We start from the raw sequence: 16,707 nt of genomic DNA, 5'->3' as shown, positions 1-16,707 counted from the left end.
CTTACTGGACCTCGACCACGGTGCCCTGCAACCGCTGCAGGGCTTCGTTCACCGGCTGCGGCAACAACTGGCGCAGGCAGTTGTAATGGCCGAAGCGGCAGGTGCGGTCAAAGCACGGGCTGCATTCGATGCCCAGGCGCACCACCTCGACCTGATCTGCCAGGGGCGGGGTGAAGCCCGGCGAAGTCGAGCCGTACACCGCCACCAGCGGGCGATTGAGCGCCGCAGCCACGTGCATCAACCCGGAATCGTTGGACACCACCGAATCGGCGCAGGACAGCAGATCGATGGCCTCGGCCAGGGACGTTTCGCCACTGAGGTTGCTCGATTCCTCGCGCAAGCCGGGAATCAGCCGCCCGCGAATCTCTTCGCCCACAGCATGGTCATTCTTCGAGCCGAACAGCCAGACCTGCCAGCCTTCGCGGATCTTCGCCTCGGCGACCTGGGCGTAGTGCTCGGACGGCCAGCGCTTGGCTTCGCCGAACTCCGCCCCTGGGCACAGCGCCAGCACCGGCCGATCGAGAGTCAGACCGAACTTGGCCAGGGCGGCCTCACGGCTTTGCGGATCGATCTGCAGGCTCGGCCGCGGATAAGGCTTGGGCAGCTCGGCCCCCGGCTCATAGGCCAGGGCCATGAAGCGCTCGATCATCAGCGGATAACGTTCTTTGTCGAGCTTGCGCACGTCATTGAGCAGGCCGTAGCGGAACTCGCCGCGCCAGCCGGTGCGTTTGGGAATGCCGGCAAAAAACGGCACCAGCGCCGACTTCAGCGAGTTGGGCAGCAGGATCGCCTGATCGTACTGGCCAGCCAGGGACTTGCCGATCCGCCGGCGGGTCGCCAGTTCCAGGGCGCCATGGCCCAGGGGAAAGCTCAGGGCCCGACGCACCTGGGGCATGCGTTCGAGGATCGGCCGGCTCCACTCGGGGGCCAGCACGTCGATCTCGCATTGTGGATGACGCTGTTTCAGACACTCGAAGAGTGTCTGCGCCATCACCATGTCACCGACCCAACTGGGCCCAACGATCAGAATATTCATGTGGTTTCCATAAACGAACCGGGGAGGCATACGCCTCCCCGCCTCGAGAATCCAGCACCGCGGCCTTCACCGCCGGTTCAGTTTGGGCGAGCCGGCAAGGCCCGCCGAATACATGGTTGGCCTTCTCAGGCCGCTTAGCTTAGCCCCAGCTCGCGCCAAATTCGTAACACTTCCCGTCGTTCGGTCACAAATTGATCACCGGTAATGATTCCGGCCTCATTCTGCAACGCCTGCCGGTGAGCCGCGGAACGGTAGGCCTTGTAGACCTCGCGCAGCAGGCTGGCATCGCTCGCGGGCATCAGCCCGACTTGCTCCAGACCTTCCAGGATGCGGATGTTATCGGTATAGCGCAGCAGTGACGGGTGCTCTTCGGACCACGCCAGGGCCGCGTATTGCACCATAAATTCGATATCGACGATACCTCCGGCGTCCTGCTTGAGGTCGAACGGCGCCGTGGCTTCGAAGGCGTTGGCTGCGGTTCCGGCGGCGGTCAGGCGGCTGCCCAGGTTGTCGCGCATCTTGGCCCGCATCTCGCTGACTTCCTGGCGCAGCTTGGGCAGGTCGCGTTTTTTCCCCAGCACCGCGGCCCTGACCTTTTCAAAGGCCTGGCCCACATCCTGGCTGCCCACCAGCACCCGCGCCCGCACCAGCGCCTGGTGCTCCCAGGTCCAGGCCTCGTTTTCCTGATAGCGGGCAAAGGCCCCCAGGGAGCTCACCAGCAACCCCGAAGCGCCGGAAGGCCGCAGGCGCATATCCACTTCATAGAGCTGGCCGGAGTTGGTCTGGGTGGTCAGCAGGTGAATGATGCGCTGCCCCAGCCGGGTGAAGAACTGCGCACCGTCTATGGGTTTGGGCCCGTCGGTTTCCGCCTGGGGGTCGCCATCATGAATGAACACCAGGTCCAGGTCGGAACCGTGGCCCAGCTCGATGCCGCCGACCTTGCCGTAACCGACAATGATGAAGCCCGGGTCGCACAAGGTGCCGTCGGTACGCAGCGGTGCACCGTGCTTGGACACCGTCTGGCGCCAGGCCAGGGCCAGCACCTGCTCCAGGATCGCTTCGGCGAGCCAGGTCAGGTAATCGCTGACTTTCATTAAAGGCAGGCTGCCGGCGATCTCCGAGGCAGCCACTCGCAGGCGGTGGGCCAGCTTGAAGTGGCGCAGGGCTTCCATCTGCTGCTCCAGGTCATCCTCGGGAATGCGCGTCAGGCGCTCGCGCAACTCGGCAGCCAGTTCCGGCGCCAGGGGCGGCTTGAACAGGCGCCCCTCGTTGAGCAGTTCATCCAGCAGCAGGGGGAAGCGGGTGATCTGCTCGGCGATCCACGGGCTGGCAGCGCACAAGGTCAGCAGACGACGTAGAGCCCCCGGGTTCTCGGTGAGCAGCACCAGATAGGCCGAACGCCGCGCCACGGCTTCCACCAGCGGTAGCACTCGCTCCAGCACCAGGTCCGGATTGGCGTGCTCCACCGCCTGGGCCAGCAACCGCGGAATAAAGGCATCCAGACGTTCGCGTCCCAGGCGTTGCATGGCACGTAGCTGCGGGCTGCCCCGCAGACCGGCCAGGGCACGCAGGGCCTTGGGCGCATCGACGAAGCCGCCCTCCTGCAACTGGCGGCAGGCGGCCTCCTCGTCCTGGGCTTCCTCCCACAGCGGCAGCCATTCGCCACCCACCACCACTTCGCTTTCGGCGCCTTCATCCTCATCCGGGTCGGCGATGACCTGACGGAAGTGCCAATCTACCCGGCCGCGCCAGTGCATCAACTGTTCGTGGAAGGCGTTCCAGTCGGCAAAGCCCAGCATGAAGGCGATCCGCGCCTGATCCTGGGGATTGTCCGGAAGCATCTGCGTCTGGCGATCGGCGATGGCCTGGATCGCGTGCTCGGTGTAGCGCAGGAACTCATAGCCTTCGCGCAGCTCGCTGATCACGGCAGGCGGCAGGTAGCCCTGCCCTTCCAGAGTGCCCAGCACCTTTAATAGAGGACGCTGCTGCAGGCTCAGGTCGCGTCCGCCATGGATCAGCTGGAAAGCCTGGGCGATGAACTCGACCTCGCGGATCCCCCCCGAGCCCAGCTTGATATTGTCGGCCATGCCCTTGCGCCGGACTTCCTGCTGGATCAGCTGCTTCATGGTGCGCAGCGCCTCGATGGCGGAAAAGTCCAGGTAACGGCGATAGACGAAAGGCCGCAGCATGTCCAGCAACTGCGCACCGGCGGCCTGATCCCCTGCCACCACCCGGGCCTTGATCATGGCGTAGCGTTCCCAGTCGCGCCCCTGATCCTGGTAGTACTGCTCCAGCGCATTGAAGCTCAGCACCAGGGCACCGGCAGAACCATAGGGCCGCAGGCGCATGTCGACGCGGAACACGAACCCGTCGACGGTCATCGGGTCCAGAGCCTTGATCAGGCGCTGCCCGAGGCGAATGAAGAACTCCTGATTATCCAGGGGCCGCTTGACGCCGACGGTCTCGCCGCCTTCGGGGTAGGCGAAGATCAGGTCGATGTCCGACGACAGGTTGAGTTCCACCGCCCCCAGCTTGCCCATGCCGAGGATCACCATCTGCTGCGGCTCGCCACTGCGCCCGCCGGTGGGCACGCCGAACTGCTGGGTGTGACGCAGATACAACCATTGATAGGCCTGGTCGATGCAGGCGTCGGCCAGATCGGAAAGGTCGCGGCAGGTCTGCACCAGATCCGCCTGGCGGGTCAGGTCGCGCCAGATGATCCGCACCTGCTGGCGGGTGCGCTGGCGCCGCAGCACGCGCCCCAATTGATCCTCGCTCTCGGCCGCCTGCACCGCGGCGGCGATTTGCGCGCACAACTCCCCAGGCGCGAATGGGCGATCCAGCTCGCCGCTGCGCACCAGCTCCAGCAACATCAAAGGGTCACGCAGGCTCTGTTCAATGACAAAGTCGCTGGCGGCGCCCACCCGGGCGAACTCTGCCCAGCGTTCGGTGCTCCAGTCGGCCAACCCGGGATCGCCTTCCAGGGCCGCGACGGCGCCACGCAACGACTGCTCTGCGCGGCTGACCAATGGCAAGAGAATCGCGGGGACGGGGGCAAGCGCGGGCAGGCTCATGGGCTATCCTTGATCGGCGTGGAAAATGCGGGCGGGGACGGATGTCGCGGGCAGGTCGCCTGATGGACTGTCGAACAAAAGTTAGAAATAGCTGAAAATAGGTTTTTTTTAGCAGCCAGCATTAATTTATTACCTATTCCCGTTAGTCATCGACCAACAGTAACGATTATTCTCACAACGCAGCAGGAGGCCACAAGCCGCTCTTCTGTAGTTTTACTACTCGTATATACATTCGAAAGGCTGAAATGGCCGACGATTTGTAGTAAAACTACACGCCGCTGGATCAACCTCCGGCAATCCAAGAATTTATAATCGTCTGCCCAAAAGGCCAGTCGCAAACTCAGGCAACCGATTCTGGAAGCCTTTCCGCCCTGGAGCAAGCCATGCAAGACCTCGATCCCGTCGAAACCCAGGAATGGCTGGACGCCCTGGAATCGGTTCTCGACAAAGAAGGCGAAGACCGTGCTCACTATCTGATGACCCGTATGGGCGAACTCGCGACCCGCAGCGGCTCGCAACTGCCCTACGCCATCACCACGCCGTACCGCAACACGATTCCCGTCACCCACGAAGCACGCATGCCTGGCGACCTGTTCATGGAACGCCGCATTCGCTCGCTGGTACGTTGGAACGCGTTGGCCATGGTCATGCGTACGAACCTGAAAGATTCTGACCTGGGCGGTCACATCTCCAGCTTCGCCTCCAGCGCCACCTTGTATGACATCGGCTTCAACTACTTCTTCCAGGCCCCGACCGACGAACACGGCGGCGACCTGATCTACTTCCAGGGTCACGCATCGCCTGGCGTCTACGCCCGTGCGTTCATGGAAGGCCGCATCACCGAAGACCAGATGAACAACTTCCGCCAGGAAGTCGATGGCAATGGCCTGTCGTCCTACCCGCACCCTTGGCTGATGCCTGATTTCTGGCAGTTCCCGACCGTTTCCATGGGGCTGGGCCCGATCCAGGCGATCTACCAGGCGCGCTTCATGAAGTACCTGGAAGCCCGTGGCTTCATCCCTGCCGGCAAACAGAAAGTCTGGTGCTTCATGGGCGACGGCGAGTGCGACGAGCCGGAATCCCTGGGCGCGATCTCCCTGGCCGGCCGCGAGAAGCTGGACAACCTGATCTTCGTCATCAACTGCAACCTGCAGCGCCTCGACGGCCCGGTTCGCGGCAACGGCAAGATCATCCAGGAACTCGAAGGCGTGTTCCGTGGCGCCCAGTGGAACGTCAACAAGGTGGTCTGGGGCCGTTTCTGGGACCCACTGCTGGCCAAGGACGTCGACGGCATCCTGCAGCGCCGCATGGACGAAGTCATCGACGGCGAGTACCAGAACTACAAGGCCAAGGACGGCGCGTTCGTCCGCGAGCACTTCTTCAACACCCCTGAACTCAAGGCGATGGTTGCCGATCTGTCCGACGACGAGATCTGGAAACTCAACCGTGGCGGCCATGACCCGTACAAGGTCTATGCGGCCTACCACGAGGCGGTCAACCACAAAGAGCAGCCGACCGTCATCCTGGCCAAGACCATCAAGGGTTATGGCACCGGCGCCGGCGAAGCGAAGAACACCGCGCACAACACCAAGAAAGTCGACGTCGACAGCCTGAAGCTGTTCCGCGACCGTTTCGACATTCCGGTGAAAGACGACGACATCGAGAACCTGCCGTTCTTCAAACCAGAAGAAGGCAGCGCCGAAGCCCGCTACCTGAGCGAGCGTCGTGCCGCACTGGGCGGTTTCGTGCCGCAGCGTCGCGCCAAGAGCTTCAGCGTCCCGACTCCGCCACTGGATACCCTCAAGGCCATCCTCGACGGCTCGGGCGACCGTGAAATCTCCACCACCATGGCCTTCGTGCGGATCCTCGCGCAGCTGGTCAAGGACAAGGAAATCGGCCAGCGCATCGTGCCGATCATCCCGGACGAAGCCCGTACCTTCGGTATGGAAGGCATGTTCCGCCAGTTGGGCATCTACTCCTCCGTCGGCCAGCTCTACGAGCCAGTCGATAAAGACCAGGTGATGTTCTACCGCGAAGACAAGAAGGGCCAGATCCTCGAAGAAGGCATCAACGAAGCGGGCGCCATGAGCTCCTTCATCGCTGCCGGTACTTCGTACTCCAGCCACAACCAGCCAATGCTGCCGTTCTACATCTTCTATTCGATGTTCGGCTTCCAGCGTATCGGCGACCTGGCCTGGGCTGCCGGCGACAGCCGTACCCGCGGCTTCCTGATCGGCGGTACTGCCGGGCGCACCACCCTCAACGGGGAAGGCCTGCAGCACGAAGACGGTCACAGCCACATGCTGGCCGGGACCATCCCGAACTGCCGCACCTTTGATCCGACCTACGGCTACGAGCTGGCGGTGATCATCCAGGACGGCATGAAGAAGATGACCGAAGAGCAACAGGACGTCTTCTACTACATCACCGTGATGAACGAGTCCTACCAGCAGCCAGCCATGCCGGCCGGTGTCGAGGAAGGCATCATCAAGGGCATGTACCTGCTGGAAGAAGACACCCGCGAGGCCGCGCACCACGTGCAACTGATGGGCTCCGGCACCATCCTGCGCGAAGTTCGCGAAGCCGCGAAGATCCTGCGTGACGAGTTCAACGTCGCTGCCGACGTCTGGAGCGTGACCAGCTTCAACGAACTGCGCCGCGACGGCCTGGCCGTGGAACGCAGCAACCGCCTGCACCCTGGCCAGAAGCCGAAGCTGAGCTATGTCGAAGAGTGCCTGAACGGCCGCAAGGGTCCGGTCATCGCCTCCACCGACTACATGAAGCTGTTCGCCGAACAGATCCGCCAGTGGGTCCCATCCAAGGAGTTCAAAGTCCTGGGCACCGACGGTTTCGGCCGCAGCGACAGCCGCAAGAAACTGCGTCACTTCTTCGAAGTAGACCGTCATTTCGTGGTGTTGGCAGCCCTGGAAGCCTTGGCTGACCGTGGTGACATCGAACCTAAGGTCGTGGCTGAAGCCATCACCAAGTTCGGTATCAACCCGGAAAAACGCAACCCACTGGACTGCTGAGGAGACTTTCTGTGAGCGAACTCATTCGCGTACCTGACATCGGCAGCGGTGAAGGTGAAGTAATCGAACTGTTTGTGAAGGTCGGCGACCGTATCGAAGCCGACCAGAGCATCCTGACCCTGGAATCGGACAAGGCCAGCATGGAAGTGCCGGCCCCGAAAGCCGGCGTCATCAAGAGCCTCAAGGTGAAGCTGGGCGACCGTCTGAAAGAAGGCGACGAACTGCTCGAACTGGAAGTCGAGGGCGCCGCTGCTGCGGCCCCGGCGGCTGCTCCTGCGGCAAAAGCTGAAGCCAAACCGGCTGCTGCTCCTGCCGCAGCGCCAGCCCCAGCCGCAGCCCCTGCTGCCGCTTCGGTTCAGCAAGTGCACGTGCCGGACATCGGTTCGTCGGGCAAGGCCCAGATCATCGAGATCCAGGTCAAGGTCGGCGACAAGGTCGAGGCTGATCAATCGCTGATCACCCTGGAATCCGACAAGGCAAGCATGGAAATCCCGTCGCCTGCCGCTGGCGTGGTCAAGGCCATCAGCGTCAAGCTCAACGACGAAGTCGGCACCGGCGACCTGATCCTGGACCTGGAAGTGGCGGGTGCTGCGGCTCCTGCTGCCGCTCCGGCCCAGGCTGCTGCTCCGGCCGCTGCCGCTGCGCCTGCTCCTGCAGCAGCCCCGGCTGCTCCAGTGGCTGACAGTGTTCAGGACATCCACGTTCCGGACATCGGTTCGGCCGGTAAGGCCAAGATCATCGAGGTGCTGGTCAAGGCTGGCGACAGCGTTGAAGCCGACCAGTCGCTGATTACCCTGGAATCCGACAAGGCGAGCATGGAAATTCCATCGCCTGCCGCTGGCGTGGTGGAAAGCGTTTCCATCAAGCTGGACGACGAAGTCGGCACCGGCGATCTGATTCTCAAGCTGAAAGTCAAAGGCGCAGCGCCTGCTGCTGCCCCGGCTCCGGCTGCGGCGCCAAGCGCTCCGGCTCCAGCCGCCGCTGCTGCCCCGGCTGCCGCTGCACCTGCTGCCGCCCCGGCCGCCGCACCTGCCAAGCCAGGCGCGAAAGTTCACGCCGGCCCGGCTGTGCGTCAACTGGCCCGTGAATTCGGCGTCGAGCTGAGCGCTGTCGGCGCCAGCGGCCCGCACGGTCGCATCCTGAAAGAAGACGTGCAGGTCTACGTCAAGGCCATGATGCAGAAGGCCAAGGAAGCGCCAGCTGCTGGCGGCGCAACCGGTGGCGCGGGCATCCCGCCGATTCCGGTCGTGGACTTCAGCCGCTTCGGTGAAATCGAAGAAGTGCCGATGACCCGCCTGATGCAGGCCGGCGCCGCCAACCTGCACCGCAGCTGGCTGAACGTGCCACACGTGACTCAATTCGACTCGGCCGACATCACCGAGCTGGAAGCTTTCCGCGTTGCACAGAAGGCCGTGGCCGAGAAGGCCGGCGTCAAGCTGACCATCCTGCCGCTGCTGCTCAAGTCCTGTGCCCACCTGCTCAAGGAACTGCCGGACTTCAACAGCTCCCTGGCGCCAAGCGGCAAGGCGATCATCCGCAAGAAGTACGTGAACATCGGCTTCGCCGTGGACACTCCGGATGGCCTGCTGGTACCGGTGATCAAGAACGTCGACCAGAAGAGCCTGCTGCAACTGGCGGCCGAGGCAGCTTCCCTGGCGGAAAAAGCCCGCACCAAGAAGCTCTCCGCGGACGAGATGCAAGGCGCCTGCTTCACCATCTCTAGCCTCGGGCACATTGGCGGCACCGGTTTCACGCCGATCGTCAACGCGCCGGAAGTGGCGATCCTCGGTGTTTCCAAGGCCACCATCCAGCCAGTCTGGGACGGCAAGGCCTTCCAGCCGAAACTGATGCTGCCACTGTCCCTGTCCTACGATCACCGTGTGATCAACGGCGCGGCCGCCGCACGCTTCACCAAGCGCCTGAGCGACCTGCTGGCGGACATCCGCACCATTCTGCTGTAACCCGCGTACCGGCCCTCCTGTCATGGGCGGGCCGGTAGCGCACGCTTTCCGAGCGCCACGCTCGTACCTCAACCCCGTCAATTTGGCGGGGCTTTTTTTGCCAGAAAAACGTCGCCAATTGCCCGTCAGTGCACGACGTTAAACAGCAAAAAAGTTACTTTGCAGAAATCCTTCTGCCTGCCGATACAGGTTTATAGCACTTAGCCTTCATCTTACTTGTCAGTCGATGCGCCATGATGCAACCTTGCCGCAGGCAACAGTAAAGAGGGCGTGAGCCCGGCGCGATCAGCAATTTCGAAGCGAGTTTCCCCATGAAAAGCCAACCCGATGCCGCCAGCCGTATGGCGGCCGAGGTAGTGACGCAGTTGCCTGTGCCCTCGCGGCTCGGCATGTTGCGTTTCGAACGGCTGAATGAAGCGAGCTGGGCGCTGCTGTTTCTCGATCCCAATTGCGAACGCCAGTTCGGCCTGCCCGCCGTCGAACTCTGCGCCCTGGTCGGCTCGCCCTATGCCAGCCTGATGGAGCCCGAAGCCCGCTATCAGTTGCACGACACCATCCAGCAGCAACTGAGCAACAGCTCCCATTACCTGATCCGCTATACCCTGCACACCGCCCAGGGGCCCTTGAGCATCCTCGAGCTGGGCGAAGCCTACAAACAGCACAACCGGCACCTGCTGCGCGGCTACCTGTTGGTGGTCGAAGGGCTGTTCAGCGATGCTTCGGCGCTGCCGGCACTGGATCTGGAAACCCAGAACACCCGCCTGCAGATCGCCCTGGAACTCAACCAGCGGGCCCAGCAGGAGCAATTGCAGCACCTGGAACGGGTGCGTGCGCAGCAGGATTTGATTCTGCTCCTGACCCGCCAGCGCTACAGCACCGGCAATTCGTTGAAGGAAGCTGCCGAACTGATTACCCGCAGCGCCTGCGACATCTACCAGATCGACTGCGCCAGCATCTGGAACCTGGAAGACCAGCAACTGGTGCCGATTGCCGCCTATCACCGCGGCCCCCAGGAATACCGCATGCCGGAGTCCATCGACGCCAGCAGCTTTCCCGACTACCTGGAAGCCCTGCACAGCTGCCGCGCCATCGACGCGCAGAACGCCATGCGCGACCCGCGAACCCGGGAGATGGCCGAGAGCCTGCGCCCGCGGGACGTCAACGCCATGCTCGACGCCAGCATCCGCATCGACGGCCAGGTGGTCGGCGTACTGTGCCTGGAACAGACCGGCATGACCCGGGCCTGGCAGTCCGACGAGATCGCCTTCGCCGGCGAACTGGCAGACCAGTTCGCCCAGGTCATCAACAATCACAACCGGCGGGCCGCCACCAGCGCCCTGCACCTGTTCCAGCGCGCCGTGGAACAGAGCGCCAACGCCTTCCTGCTGGTCAATTGCGACGGCGTGGTGGAGTACGTCAACCCCAGCTTCACGGCGATCACCCAATACAGCACCGAAGAGGTCCATGGCCACCGCCTGTCCGAACTGCCGGCCCTGGAAAACCTCAGCGAGCTGCTGTTCGACGCTCCGTCCAGCCTGGCCAAGAGCAACAGCTGGCAGGGCGAGTTCAAGAGCCGGCGCAAGAACCTGGAGCCTTACTGGGGCCAGCTGTCTATCTCCAAGGTGTATGGCGACAACCGCGAGCTGACCCACTACATCGGCATCTACGAAGACATCACCCAGACCAAGCTCGCCCAGCAGCGCATCGAGCGCCTGGCCTACACCGACAACCTGACCAACCTGGGCAACCGCCCCGCCTTCATCCGCAACCTCGATGAACGCTTTGCCCGAGACAGCGATACCCCGATCAGCCTGCTGCTGGTGGACATCGACAATTTCAAGCGGATCAACGACAGCCTCGGCCACCAGACCGGCGACAAACTGCTGATCAGCCTGGCCCGGCGCCTGCGCAACAGCCTGAGCCCCAGCGGCAGCCTGGCGCGCTTCGCCAGCAACGAATTCGCCGTGCTGCTGGACAACACCGACCTGGAAACCGGGCAACAGATCGCCAGCCAGTTGCTGATGACCCTGGACAAGCCGATGTTCGTCGACAACCAGTTGATCAGCGTCACCGGCTCCGTGGGCCTGGCCAGTGCGCCGCTGCACGGCCGTGACCCGCAGACCCTGATGCGCAACGCCGGCCTGGCCCTGCACAAGGCCAAGGCCAACGGCAAGCACCAGGTGCAGGTGTTCACCGAGGCGCTGAACGCCGAGGCCAGCTACAAACTGTTCGTCGAGAACAACCTGCGCCGCGCCCTGACCCAGAACGAGCTGGACGTGTTCTACCAGCCCAAGCTGTGCCTGCGCAGCGGCCGCCTGCTGGGCATGGAGGCGCTGCTGCGCTGGAACCATCCGGAAAAGGGCATGATCCGCCCCGACCAGTTCATCAGCGTGGCGGAAGAAACCGGCCTGATCATCCCCATCGGCAAGTGGATCGCCCGCCAGGCCTGCCGCATGAGCAAGCAACTGACCGCCGCCGGCATGGGCAACCTGCACGTGGCCATCAACCTGTCGCCCAAGCAGTTTTCCGACCCGGACCTGGTGGCCTCCATCGCCAGCATCCTCAAGGAAGAACAACTGCCCTCCTCGCTGCTGGAGCTTGAGCTGACAGAGGGCCTGCTGCTGGAAGCCACCGACGACACCCACCAGCAGCTGGAACAACTGAAAAAACTCGGCCTGACCCTGGCCATGGACGACTTCGGCACCGGCTATTCGTCCCTGAGTTACCTGAAGAAATTCCCCATCGATATCATCAAGATCGATCGCAGCTTCATCCACGAGATCCCCGACAACCAGGACGACATGGAAATCACCTCTGCGGTGATCGCCATGGCCCACAACCTGAAGATCAAGGTGGTCGCCGAAGGCATCGAGACCGCCGAGCAACTGGCCTTCCTGCGCCGCCATCGCTGCGACGTGGGCCAGGGCTACCTGTTCGACCGGCCGATTCCCGGCTCCGAGCTGATTGCCAAGCTCAAGCGTTATCCTCGTGGCCCAATTGCCTGACAGCGCTGTAACACTCGGGCAAACTGCGTGTCTATCGACTGACTGACTCCCCAACCTGACTGGAGGACTGCAACATGGTCTTGCGCTCGGAAATTCTGGTGAACAAAAACGTGCTTCCAACCAAAGAACAAGCTCTGCCTGGCCGTGAAACCCCCATGGCCCTACCTGCCGAACACTACGTCAACGGCAACCCGCTGCTGGGCCCGTTTCCGGGCAATGTGGATTTCGCCATCTTCGGCCTGGGCTGTTTCTGGGGTGCCGAACGGCGATTCTGGCAGCGCGAAGGCGTGTTCAGCACGTGCGTGGGTTATGCCGGCGGCTTCACCCCGAACCCGACCTACGAAGAAGTCTGCTCGGGCCTGACCGGGCATACCGAAGTGGTGCTGGTGGTGTACGAGCCGGAAAAGGTCAGCTACAAGGAATTGCTGGCGATGTTCTGGGAACTGCATAACCCGACCCAGGGCATGCGCCAGGGCAATGACATCGGCACCCAGTACCGCTCGGTGATCTACGCCACCAATCCGACCCAGCTGGAGCAGGCGCTGCACAGCAGGGACGTGTTCCAGGCGGAGCTGACCAAGGCCGGCCTGGGCACCATCACCACGGAAATCGAAGAAGCGCCGACCGTGTACTTCGCCGAGGCTTACCACCAGCAGTACCTGGCGAAGAACCCTGAAGGCTATTGCGGGATCGGCGGCACCGGCGTGACCTGCCCGATCTGAGTCCTTGGGCCGGCCAGCCGGCTCCTGCAACCTTCCGCAGGAGCTGGCTGGCCAGCGACCCTTTACTCTGCGATCAACCAGTCCATCTGCCAGCCGCCCTGGGTCTGGCCGAGCTTCTTCGACAGCCAGGGCAGCAGCTCGCGCAACTCCTCTTCCAGGCCCCAAGGCGGGTTGGCGATCGCCAGGCCCGAACCGTTGAGGCTGTTGGGCGTATCCAGCGGATGCACCAGCAACTCCACCCGCAGCAGCTTCGGCGCACCGGTACCGGCCAGGTCCTGATAGAAGCGTCGCAGGGCGCGCTGGTCCTTGACCGGGTACCAGATGGCCGCCACGGTCTGGCGCATGCGGCCAATGGCTTCCTTCAGCGAGGCCGCACAGCGCTGCATCTCGTCCAGTTGCTCGAAAGGCGGGTCGATGAGCATCACCGCGCGTTTTTCCGCCACCGGCAGCAGGGCCCGGGCCACGTGCCAGCCCTCGCCCAGGTGCACCGCTACCCGCCGGTCACCCTTCATGTTGTCCTTGAGCAGCAGGCCGTCTTCCGGGTGTTTCTCGTTGAGCAGCACCCGATCCTGGGAACGGGTCAGGCGCCGAGCCAGTTCCGGCGAGCCCGGGTAGTAACGCAACTCGCCATCGGGGTTCATCTTGTGCAGCACCTGCATGTAATCGGCGGTCAGCGCCGGCAGGTCCTCGTCGCCCCACAGGCGGGCGATGCCTTCCAGGTACTCGCCGGTGCGCGTGGCCTGGTCGCCCTTGAGGTCATACAGGCCGATACCGGCGTGGCTGTCGAGGTAGGCGAACGGCTGCTCCTTGCGCGACATCAGGGCGATGAGGCGGGTCAGGGTCAGGTGTTTGAAGACGTCGGCGTGATTGCCGGCGTGGAAGGCGTGACGATAGTTCATGGTTGCTCCTGCGCAGGGGGGCAAGTTTACCCTGTGCGCAGGCTGTCGTCAGTTCAGAGCGGGGCCGTACCCGGCGCAGGCGACGACGGGCACGGCCAGGGTTTCAGACGAACTCGTGGCTGACTTGCGACCACAGGCTGACCCGCCGCCCGGACGTTTCGAACACCTCGATCTCGCGCTTGATCCCGCCACTGTCCTTCCAGCCCGGCAGGTCGAGCACGATCAGCTCCTCCATCATCGCCATGTACAGCGCATCCACCGGCGCCCAGAGCTTGCCGATGGCGGCATTGTCCTTGCCCGCCAGGCACAGGTTGATCGGGTGGGACATGCTCACCTGGCTGAACACCGCATGGCCGGCTTCCAGTATCTGCGCCGCGACCTGGTTGCATTGGAGAAAACGCTCGTTGATGACGGCCGGCTCGGAATGGCTGTAGGGGCAGGCCAGGAAAATCTTGCGCATCGTTACCTCGATTTCAGGGATAGGTGATGCGGGCCGTCAGGCCCGCGCAGGTTGCAGGGCAAAGGCGGCCGCCTGTTCCTGCTCTTGCAGCTCATAGCGCTGGGCAGCCGGCACCGAGATGCGGATGGCGATCGCCACCGCCAGCAGGCCGCCGAACAGTTTGCCGAGCAGAATCGGCAGGATCAGGCTTGGCTGGAAGTTCGCAGTGAACGCCAGGTGGTCGCCGATCAGCGCCTGGGCGCAGACCCCCAGGGCCACGCACAGCACCTTGTCGCGGGCGGTCATGTGCTTGAACAGGTGGAAGGTGGCGATGATGTTGGCAAACACCATGATGAACCCCGCGGCACCGGTGCTGGACAGGTTCAGATGGCGTCCCAGCAGTTCCATGGGCTTCTTGCAGTAGCGCTGGAACAGGTAGCAGATGGGGAAGGTACCGGCGAGCATGATGCCGATGTAGCCGGCGATCTCGATCGCCCGGAACAGCTCCTTTTCGTCGGCGAACATCGGGTCGAAGCCCCAGCCGCCGAAGTTGATGCTGAAGAACTTGGTGAAGTGCTCGACGATGCTCAGGGCCAGGATCAGCTTGATCGCCGCGTCCATGATCTTGCCGAACACCAGGAAGCCCCTGACCATCATCTGCGGCCGGTAGCGCAGCCCCGCCGCCAGCAGGAAGCAGAACACGAACAGCGGCGCCAGCAGCTTGAGCATGTCGACGAAGCCCAGGGACAGGTAGTACAACGCCTCGGAGTTGGTGGAAACGATGTCCCGCACCGGCAAGTGGGTAGCGGTGATGATCAGCAGCGACATCAGCACCGCGAACGGAATGCTGATCAGCCCGGCCATGGCACCCAGGGCCAGGTACTTGTGGTCCTTGCGCTCGAGCATGGTCAGGCCCACCGGGATCAGGTAGACGATGGTCGCCCCGGAGGTGTAGCCCACCAGCATTGCGGTAATCCACAGGTCACGGTTGGCGGTCAGGGCGTTGGCCAGCTGGTAGCCGCCCATGTCCACGGCAATGATCGACAGCGCCGCGATGGAGACATCCGAACCCAGGGCGTTGAAGAACGGCCCCAGGGCGTGGGAAATGCCCTGGGACAGGTAGGGAATCGCCACCATGATCCCGGCCTGGGCCAGGAACACCGGGCCGATGGAGTGGATACCGTTGACGAACTCCTTACCCAGCCCGCTCTCGGGCTTGATGATGGATGACAGGGCGCCGATCACGGCGCCGAGCATGATCAGGTAAATGACGTAGTTTCCAAATTCAGCCATGTGGGTTCATCTCTCTGAGCGTCATTTATAGGTTTCCCCCGCCGGGGAAGTTCTTGTCGAGGCCAGCTCTGGTCACTCATCGCCAAGGAGAACGATGAACCAGGTGATGAAACACAGGGCACATCCCGTGCCACAATGTGTATTAGTTGTGGTTTTTACTTTAAAACAACCATATTTCGGTCAATTCGTCTTCGCAACATTGGCCCGACCTGCCGTGGTTCCTGTGCCAACCCCATGACTGCAGGCCATTGTGAAACGTGCAAGTAAATGCTTAACTTTTCCATCGAATTTGACCGAATCAGCACATTCCTGAACCAGGAGTGTGCGTAAGTAACAAAAAATGCCCATTTGTGTGGCGAAGTACCACTAAACGGAAAACACCATGCGCCCCAACGAACGACGACAGCACATTCTCGAACTCCTGCGGCAACGGGAGCGGATTTCTGTGGAAGAGCTGGCGCGCATCACTGCCACGTCCCAGGAAACCATCCGCCGCGACCTCAGCGACCTGGCGGAAAGCGGCCTGGTCACCAAGTTCCACGGTGGCGCGGCCCTGCCCCCTACCGGCGAGCACGAAAACACCTTCCAGACCCGCATGAACGAACACGCCCAGGAGAAGCGCGCCATCGGCCGCTACGCCGCCGGCCTGTTCTGCGCGGGCGACAGCATCTTCATCGATACCGGCACCACCACCCTGTTCTTCGCTCGGGAACTGGCGCAGCACACCCGCCTGACGGTGATCACCAACTCCCTGCCGATTGCCGGCTGCATTGGCGAGTCGGGCAATCGGGTGTTCATGATCGGTGGTGAATATCGCCCCGACTCGACACAGAACGTCGGCACCCTGGCCCTGGAACAGATCACCCGTTTCAACGCCGAGCACGCGGTGATCACCATTGGCGCACTGAATGAAGACGGCGCCATGGACTTCTCCATCGAAGAAGCCGAAGTGGCCCGCGCCATGATTGCCCAGGCCCGCCAGCTGACGGTGATCGCCGATTCCTCGAAGCTGGAACGCCGCGGCCTGTTCAAGGTGTTCCCGCTGGAGCGCATAGACCGCCTGGTAATCGACCGCCAGCCCGGCCCGGAGCTGCTGGCGGCCCTGGAGAAAGCGGGCGTGGAGGTGCATCTGGTGCCACAGCCCTGAACCAGGGCCGTTGCCACAGGTAATGGCTACCACCGAAAACCACAACCAAATGACCGATATATGACCGAATAGAAAATAAAAACAACAATCATGGCCCGCATT

General features: G+C 62.8%; 10 protein-coding genes. 5 read left to right on the top strand and 5 right to left on the bottom strand.

The window, feature by feature from the left end; genetic code table 11:
* Position 1 precedes the first annotated feature (1 nt).
* Positions 2-1,036 (bottom strand): lipopolysaccharide heptosyltransferase II, encoded by a 1,035-nt coding sequence (waaF, locus tag AC07R1_RS23935; RefSeq protein WP_495110991.1) that lies wholly within the window; start codon positions 1,034-1,036, stop codon positions 2-4.
* 134 nt (positions 1,037-1,170) lie between these two features.
* Positions 1,171-4,110, bottom strand: a complete 2,940-nt coding sequence (glnE, locus tag AC07R1_RS23930) for a bifunctional [glutamate--ammonia ligase]-adenylyl-L-tyrosine phosphorylase/[glutamate--ammonia-ligase] adenylyltransferase (protein ID WP_011058883.1) — start codon at positions 4,108-4,110, stop codon at positions 1,171-1,173.
* A gap of 383 nt (positions 4,111-4,493) precedes the next feature.
* Here glnE and aceE point away from each other — a divergent pair, with 383 nt between their 5' ends.
* From aceE to msrA, 4 genes are all read left to right on the top strand, one after another.
* Positions 4,494-7,139: a pyruvate dehydrogenase (acetyl-transferring), homodimeric type gene (aceE, locus tag AC07R1_RS23925; RefSeq protein ID WP_011058882.1), complete on the top strand. Its 2,646-nt coding sequence runs from the start codon at positions 4,494-4,496 to the stop codon at positions 7,137-7,139.
* 11 nt (positions 7,140-7,150) lie between these two features.
* Positions 7,151-9,100, top strand: a complete 1,950-nt coding sequence (gene aceF, locus AC07R1_RS23920; RefSeq protein WP_072452058.1) for a dihydrolipoyllysine-residue acetyltransferase — start codon at positions 7,151-7,153, stop codon at positions 9,098-9,100.
* 311 nt (positions 9,101-9,411) lie between these two features.
* The gene (locus AC07R1_RS23915; RefSeq protein WP_011058880.1) at positions 9,412-12,105 is read left to right on the top strand and encodes a sensor domain-containing phosphodiesterase; all 2,694 of its coding nucleotides are present in this window, start codon (positions 9,412-9,414) and stop codon (positions 12,103-12,105) included.
* Between the two features lie 74 nt (positions 12,106-12,179).
* The gene (gene msrA / locus AC07R1_RS23910; RefSeq protein ID WP_011058879.1) at positions 12,180-12,827 is read left to right on the top strand and encodes a peptide-methionine (S)-S-oxide reductase MsrA; all 648 of its coding nucleotides are present in this window, start codon (positions 12,180-12,182) and stop codon (positions 12,825-12,827) included.
* Between the two features lie 62 nt (positions 12,828-12,889).
* Here the strand turns inward: msrA and AC07R1_RS23905 are convergent, their stop codons facing one another.
* The 3 genes from AC07R1_RS23905 to eutH all read right to left on the bottom strand — a co-directional run bounded on the left by AC07R1_RS23905 (position 12,890) and on the right by eutH (position 15,458).
* The gene (locus AC07R1_RS23905; RefSeq protein ID WP_011058878.1) at positions 12,890-13,726 is read right to left on the bottom strand and encodes a 23S rRNA (adenine(2030)-N(6))-methyltransferase RlmJ; all 837 of its coding nucleotides are present in this window, start codon (positions 13,724-13,726) and stop codon (positions 12,890-12,892) included.
* Positions 13,727-13,829: 103 nt separating this feature from the next.
* A complete protein-coding gene (locus AC07R1_RS23900) occupies positions 13,830-14,186 on the bottom strand; it encodes a DUF1937 family protein (RefSeq protein ID WP_011058877.1) in 357 nt (118 codons plus the stop codon).
* Positions 14,187-14,222: 36 nt separating this feature from the next.
* Positions 14,223-15,458, bottom strand: coding sequence for an ethanolamine utilization protein EutH (eutH, locus tag AC07R1_RS23895; protein WP_011058876.1), 1,236 nt, complete (start codon positions 15,456-15,458; stop codon positions 14,223-14,225).
* Positions 15,459-15,840: 382 nt separating this feature from the next.
* On the opposite strand from eutH, the gene AC07R1_RS23890 reads away from it, so the two are divergent.
* Positions 15,841-16,605, top strand: a complete 765-nt coding sequence (locus tag AC07R1_RS23890; protein WP_011058875.1) for a DeoR/GlpR family DNA-binding transcription regulator — start codon at positions 15,841-15,843, stop codon at positions 16,603-16,605.
* The last annotated feature ends 102 nt before the right edge of the window (positions 16,606-16,707 follow it).

It is taken from the genome of Pseudomonas sp. GW821-FHT07F01 (genome assembly GCF_059418825.1).
The sequence above is the reverse complement of the archived record's forward strand: the minus strand, read 5'-3'. Positions and strand labels throughout refer to the sequence as shown.

Coding starts and splice junctions, on each gene's coding strand:
- waaF (WP_495110991.1), bottom strand. CDS start 1,036: ATGAATATTCTGATCGTTGGGCCCAGTTGGGTCGGTGACATGGTGATG.
- glnE (WP_011058883.1), bottom strand. CDS start 4,110: ATGAGCCTGCCCGCGCTTGCCCCCGTCCCCGCGATTCTCTTGCCATTG.
- aceE (WP_011058882.1), top strand. CDS start 4,494: ATGCAAGACCTCGATCCCGTCGAAACCCAGGAATGGCTGGACGCCCTG.
- AC07R1_RS23915 (WP_011058880.1), top strand. CDS start 9,412: ATGAAAAGCCAACCCGATGCCGCCAGCCGTATGGCGGCCGAGGTAGTG.
- msrA (WP_011058879.1), top strand. CDS start 12,180: ATGGTCTTGCGCTCGGAAATTCTGGTGAACAAAAACGTGCTTCCAACC.
- AC07R1_RS23905 (WP_011058878.1), bottom strand. CDS start 13,726: ATGAACTATCGTCACGCCTTCCACGCCGGCAATCACGCCGACGTCTTC.
- AC07R1_RS23900 (WP_011058877.1), bottom strand. CDS start 14,186: ATGCGCAAGATTTTCCTGGCCTGCCCCTACAGCCATTCCGAGCCGGCC.
- eutH (WP_011058876.1), bottom strand. CDS start 15,458: ATGGCTGAATTTGGAAACTACGTCATTTACCTGATCATGCTCGGCGCC.
- AC07R1_RS23890 (WP_011058875.1), top strand. CDS start 15,841: ATGCGCCCCAACGAACGACGACAGCACATTCTCGAACTCCTGCGGCAA.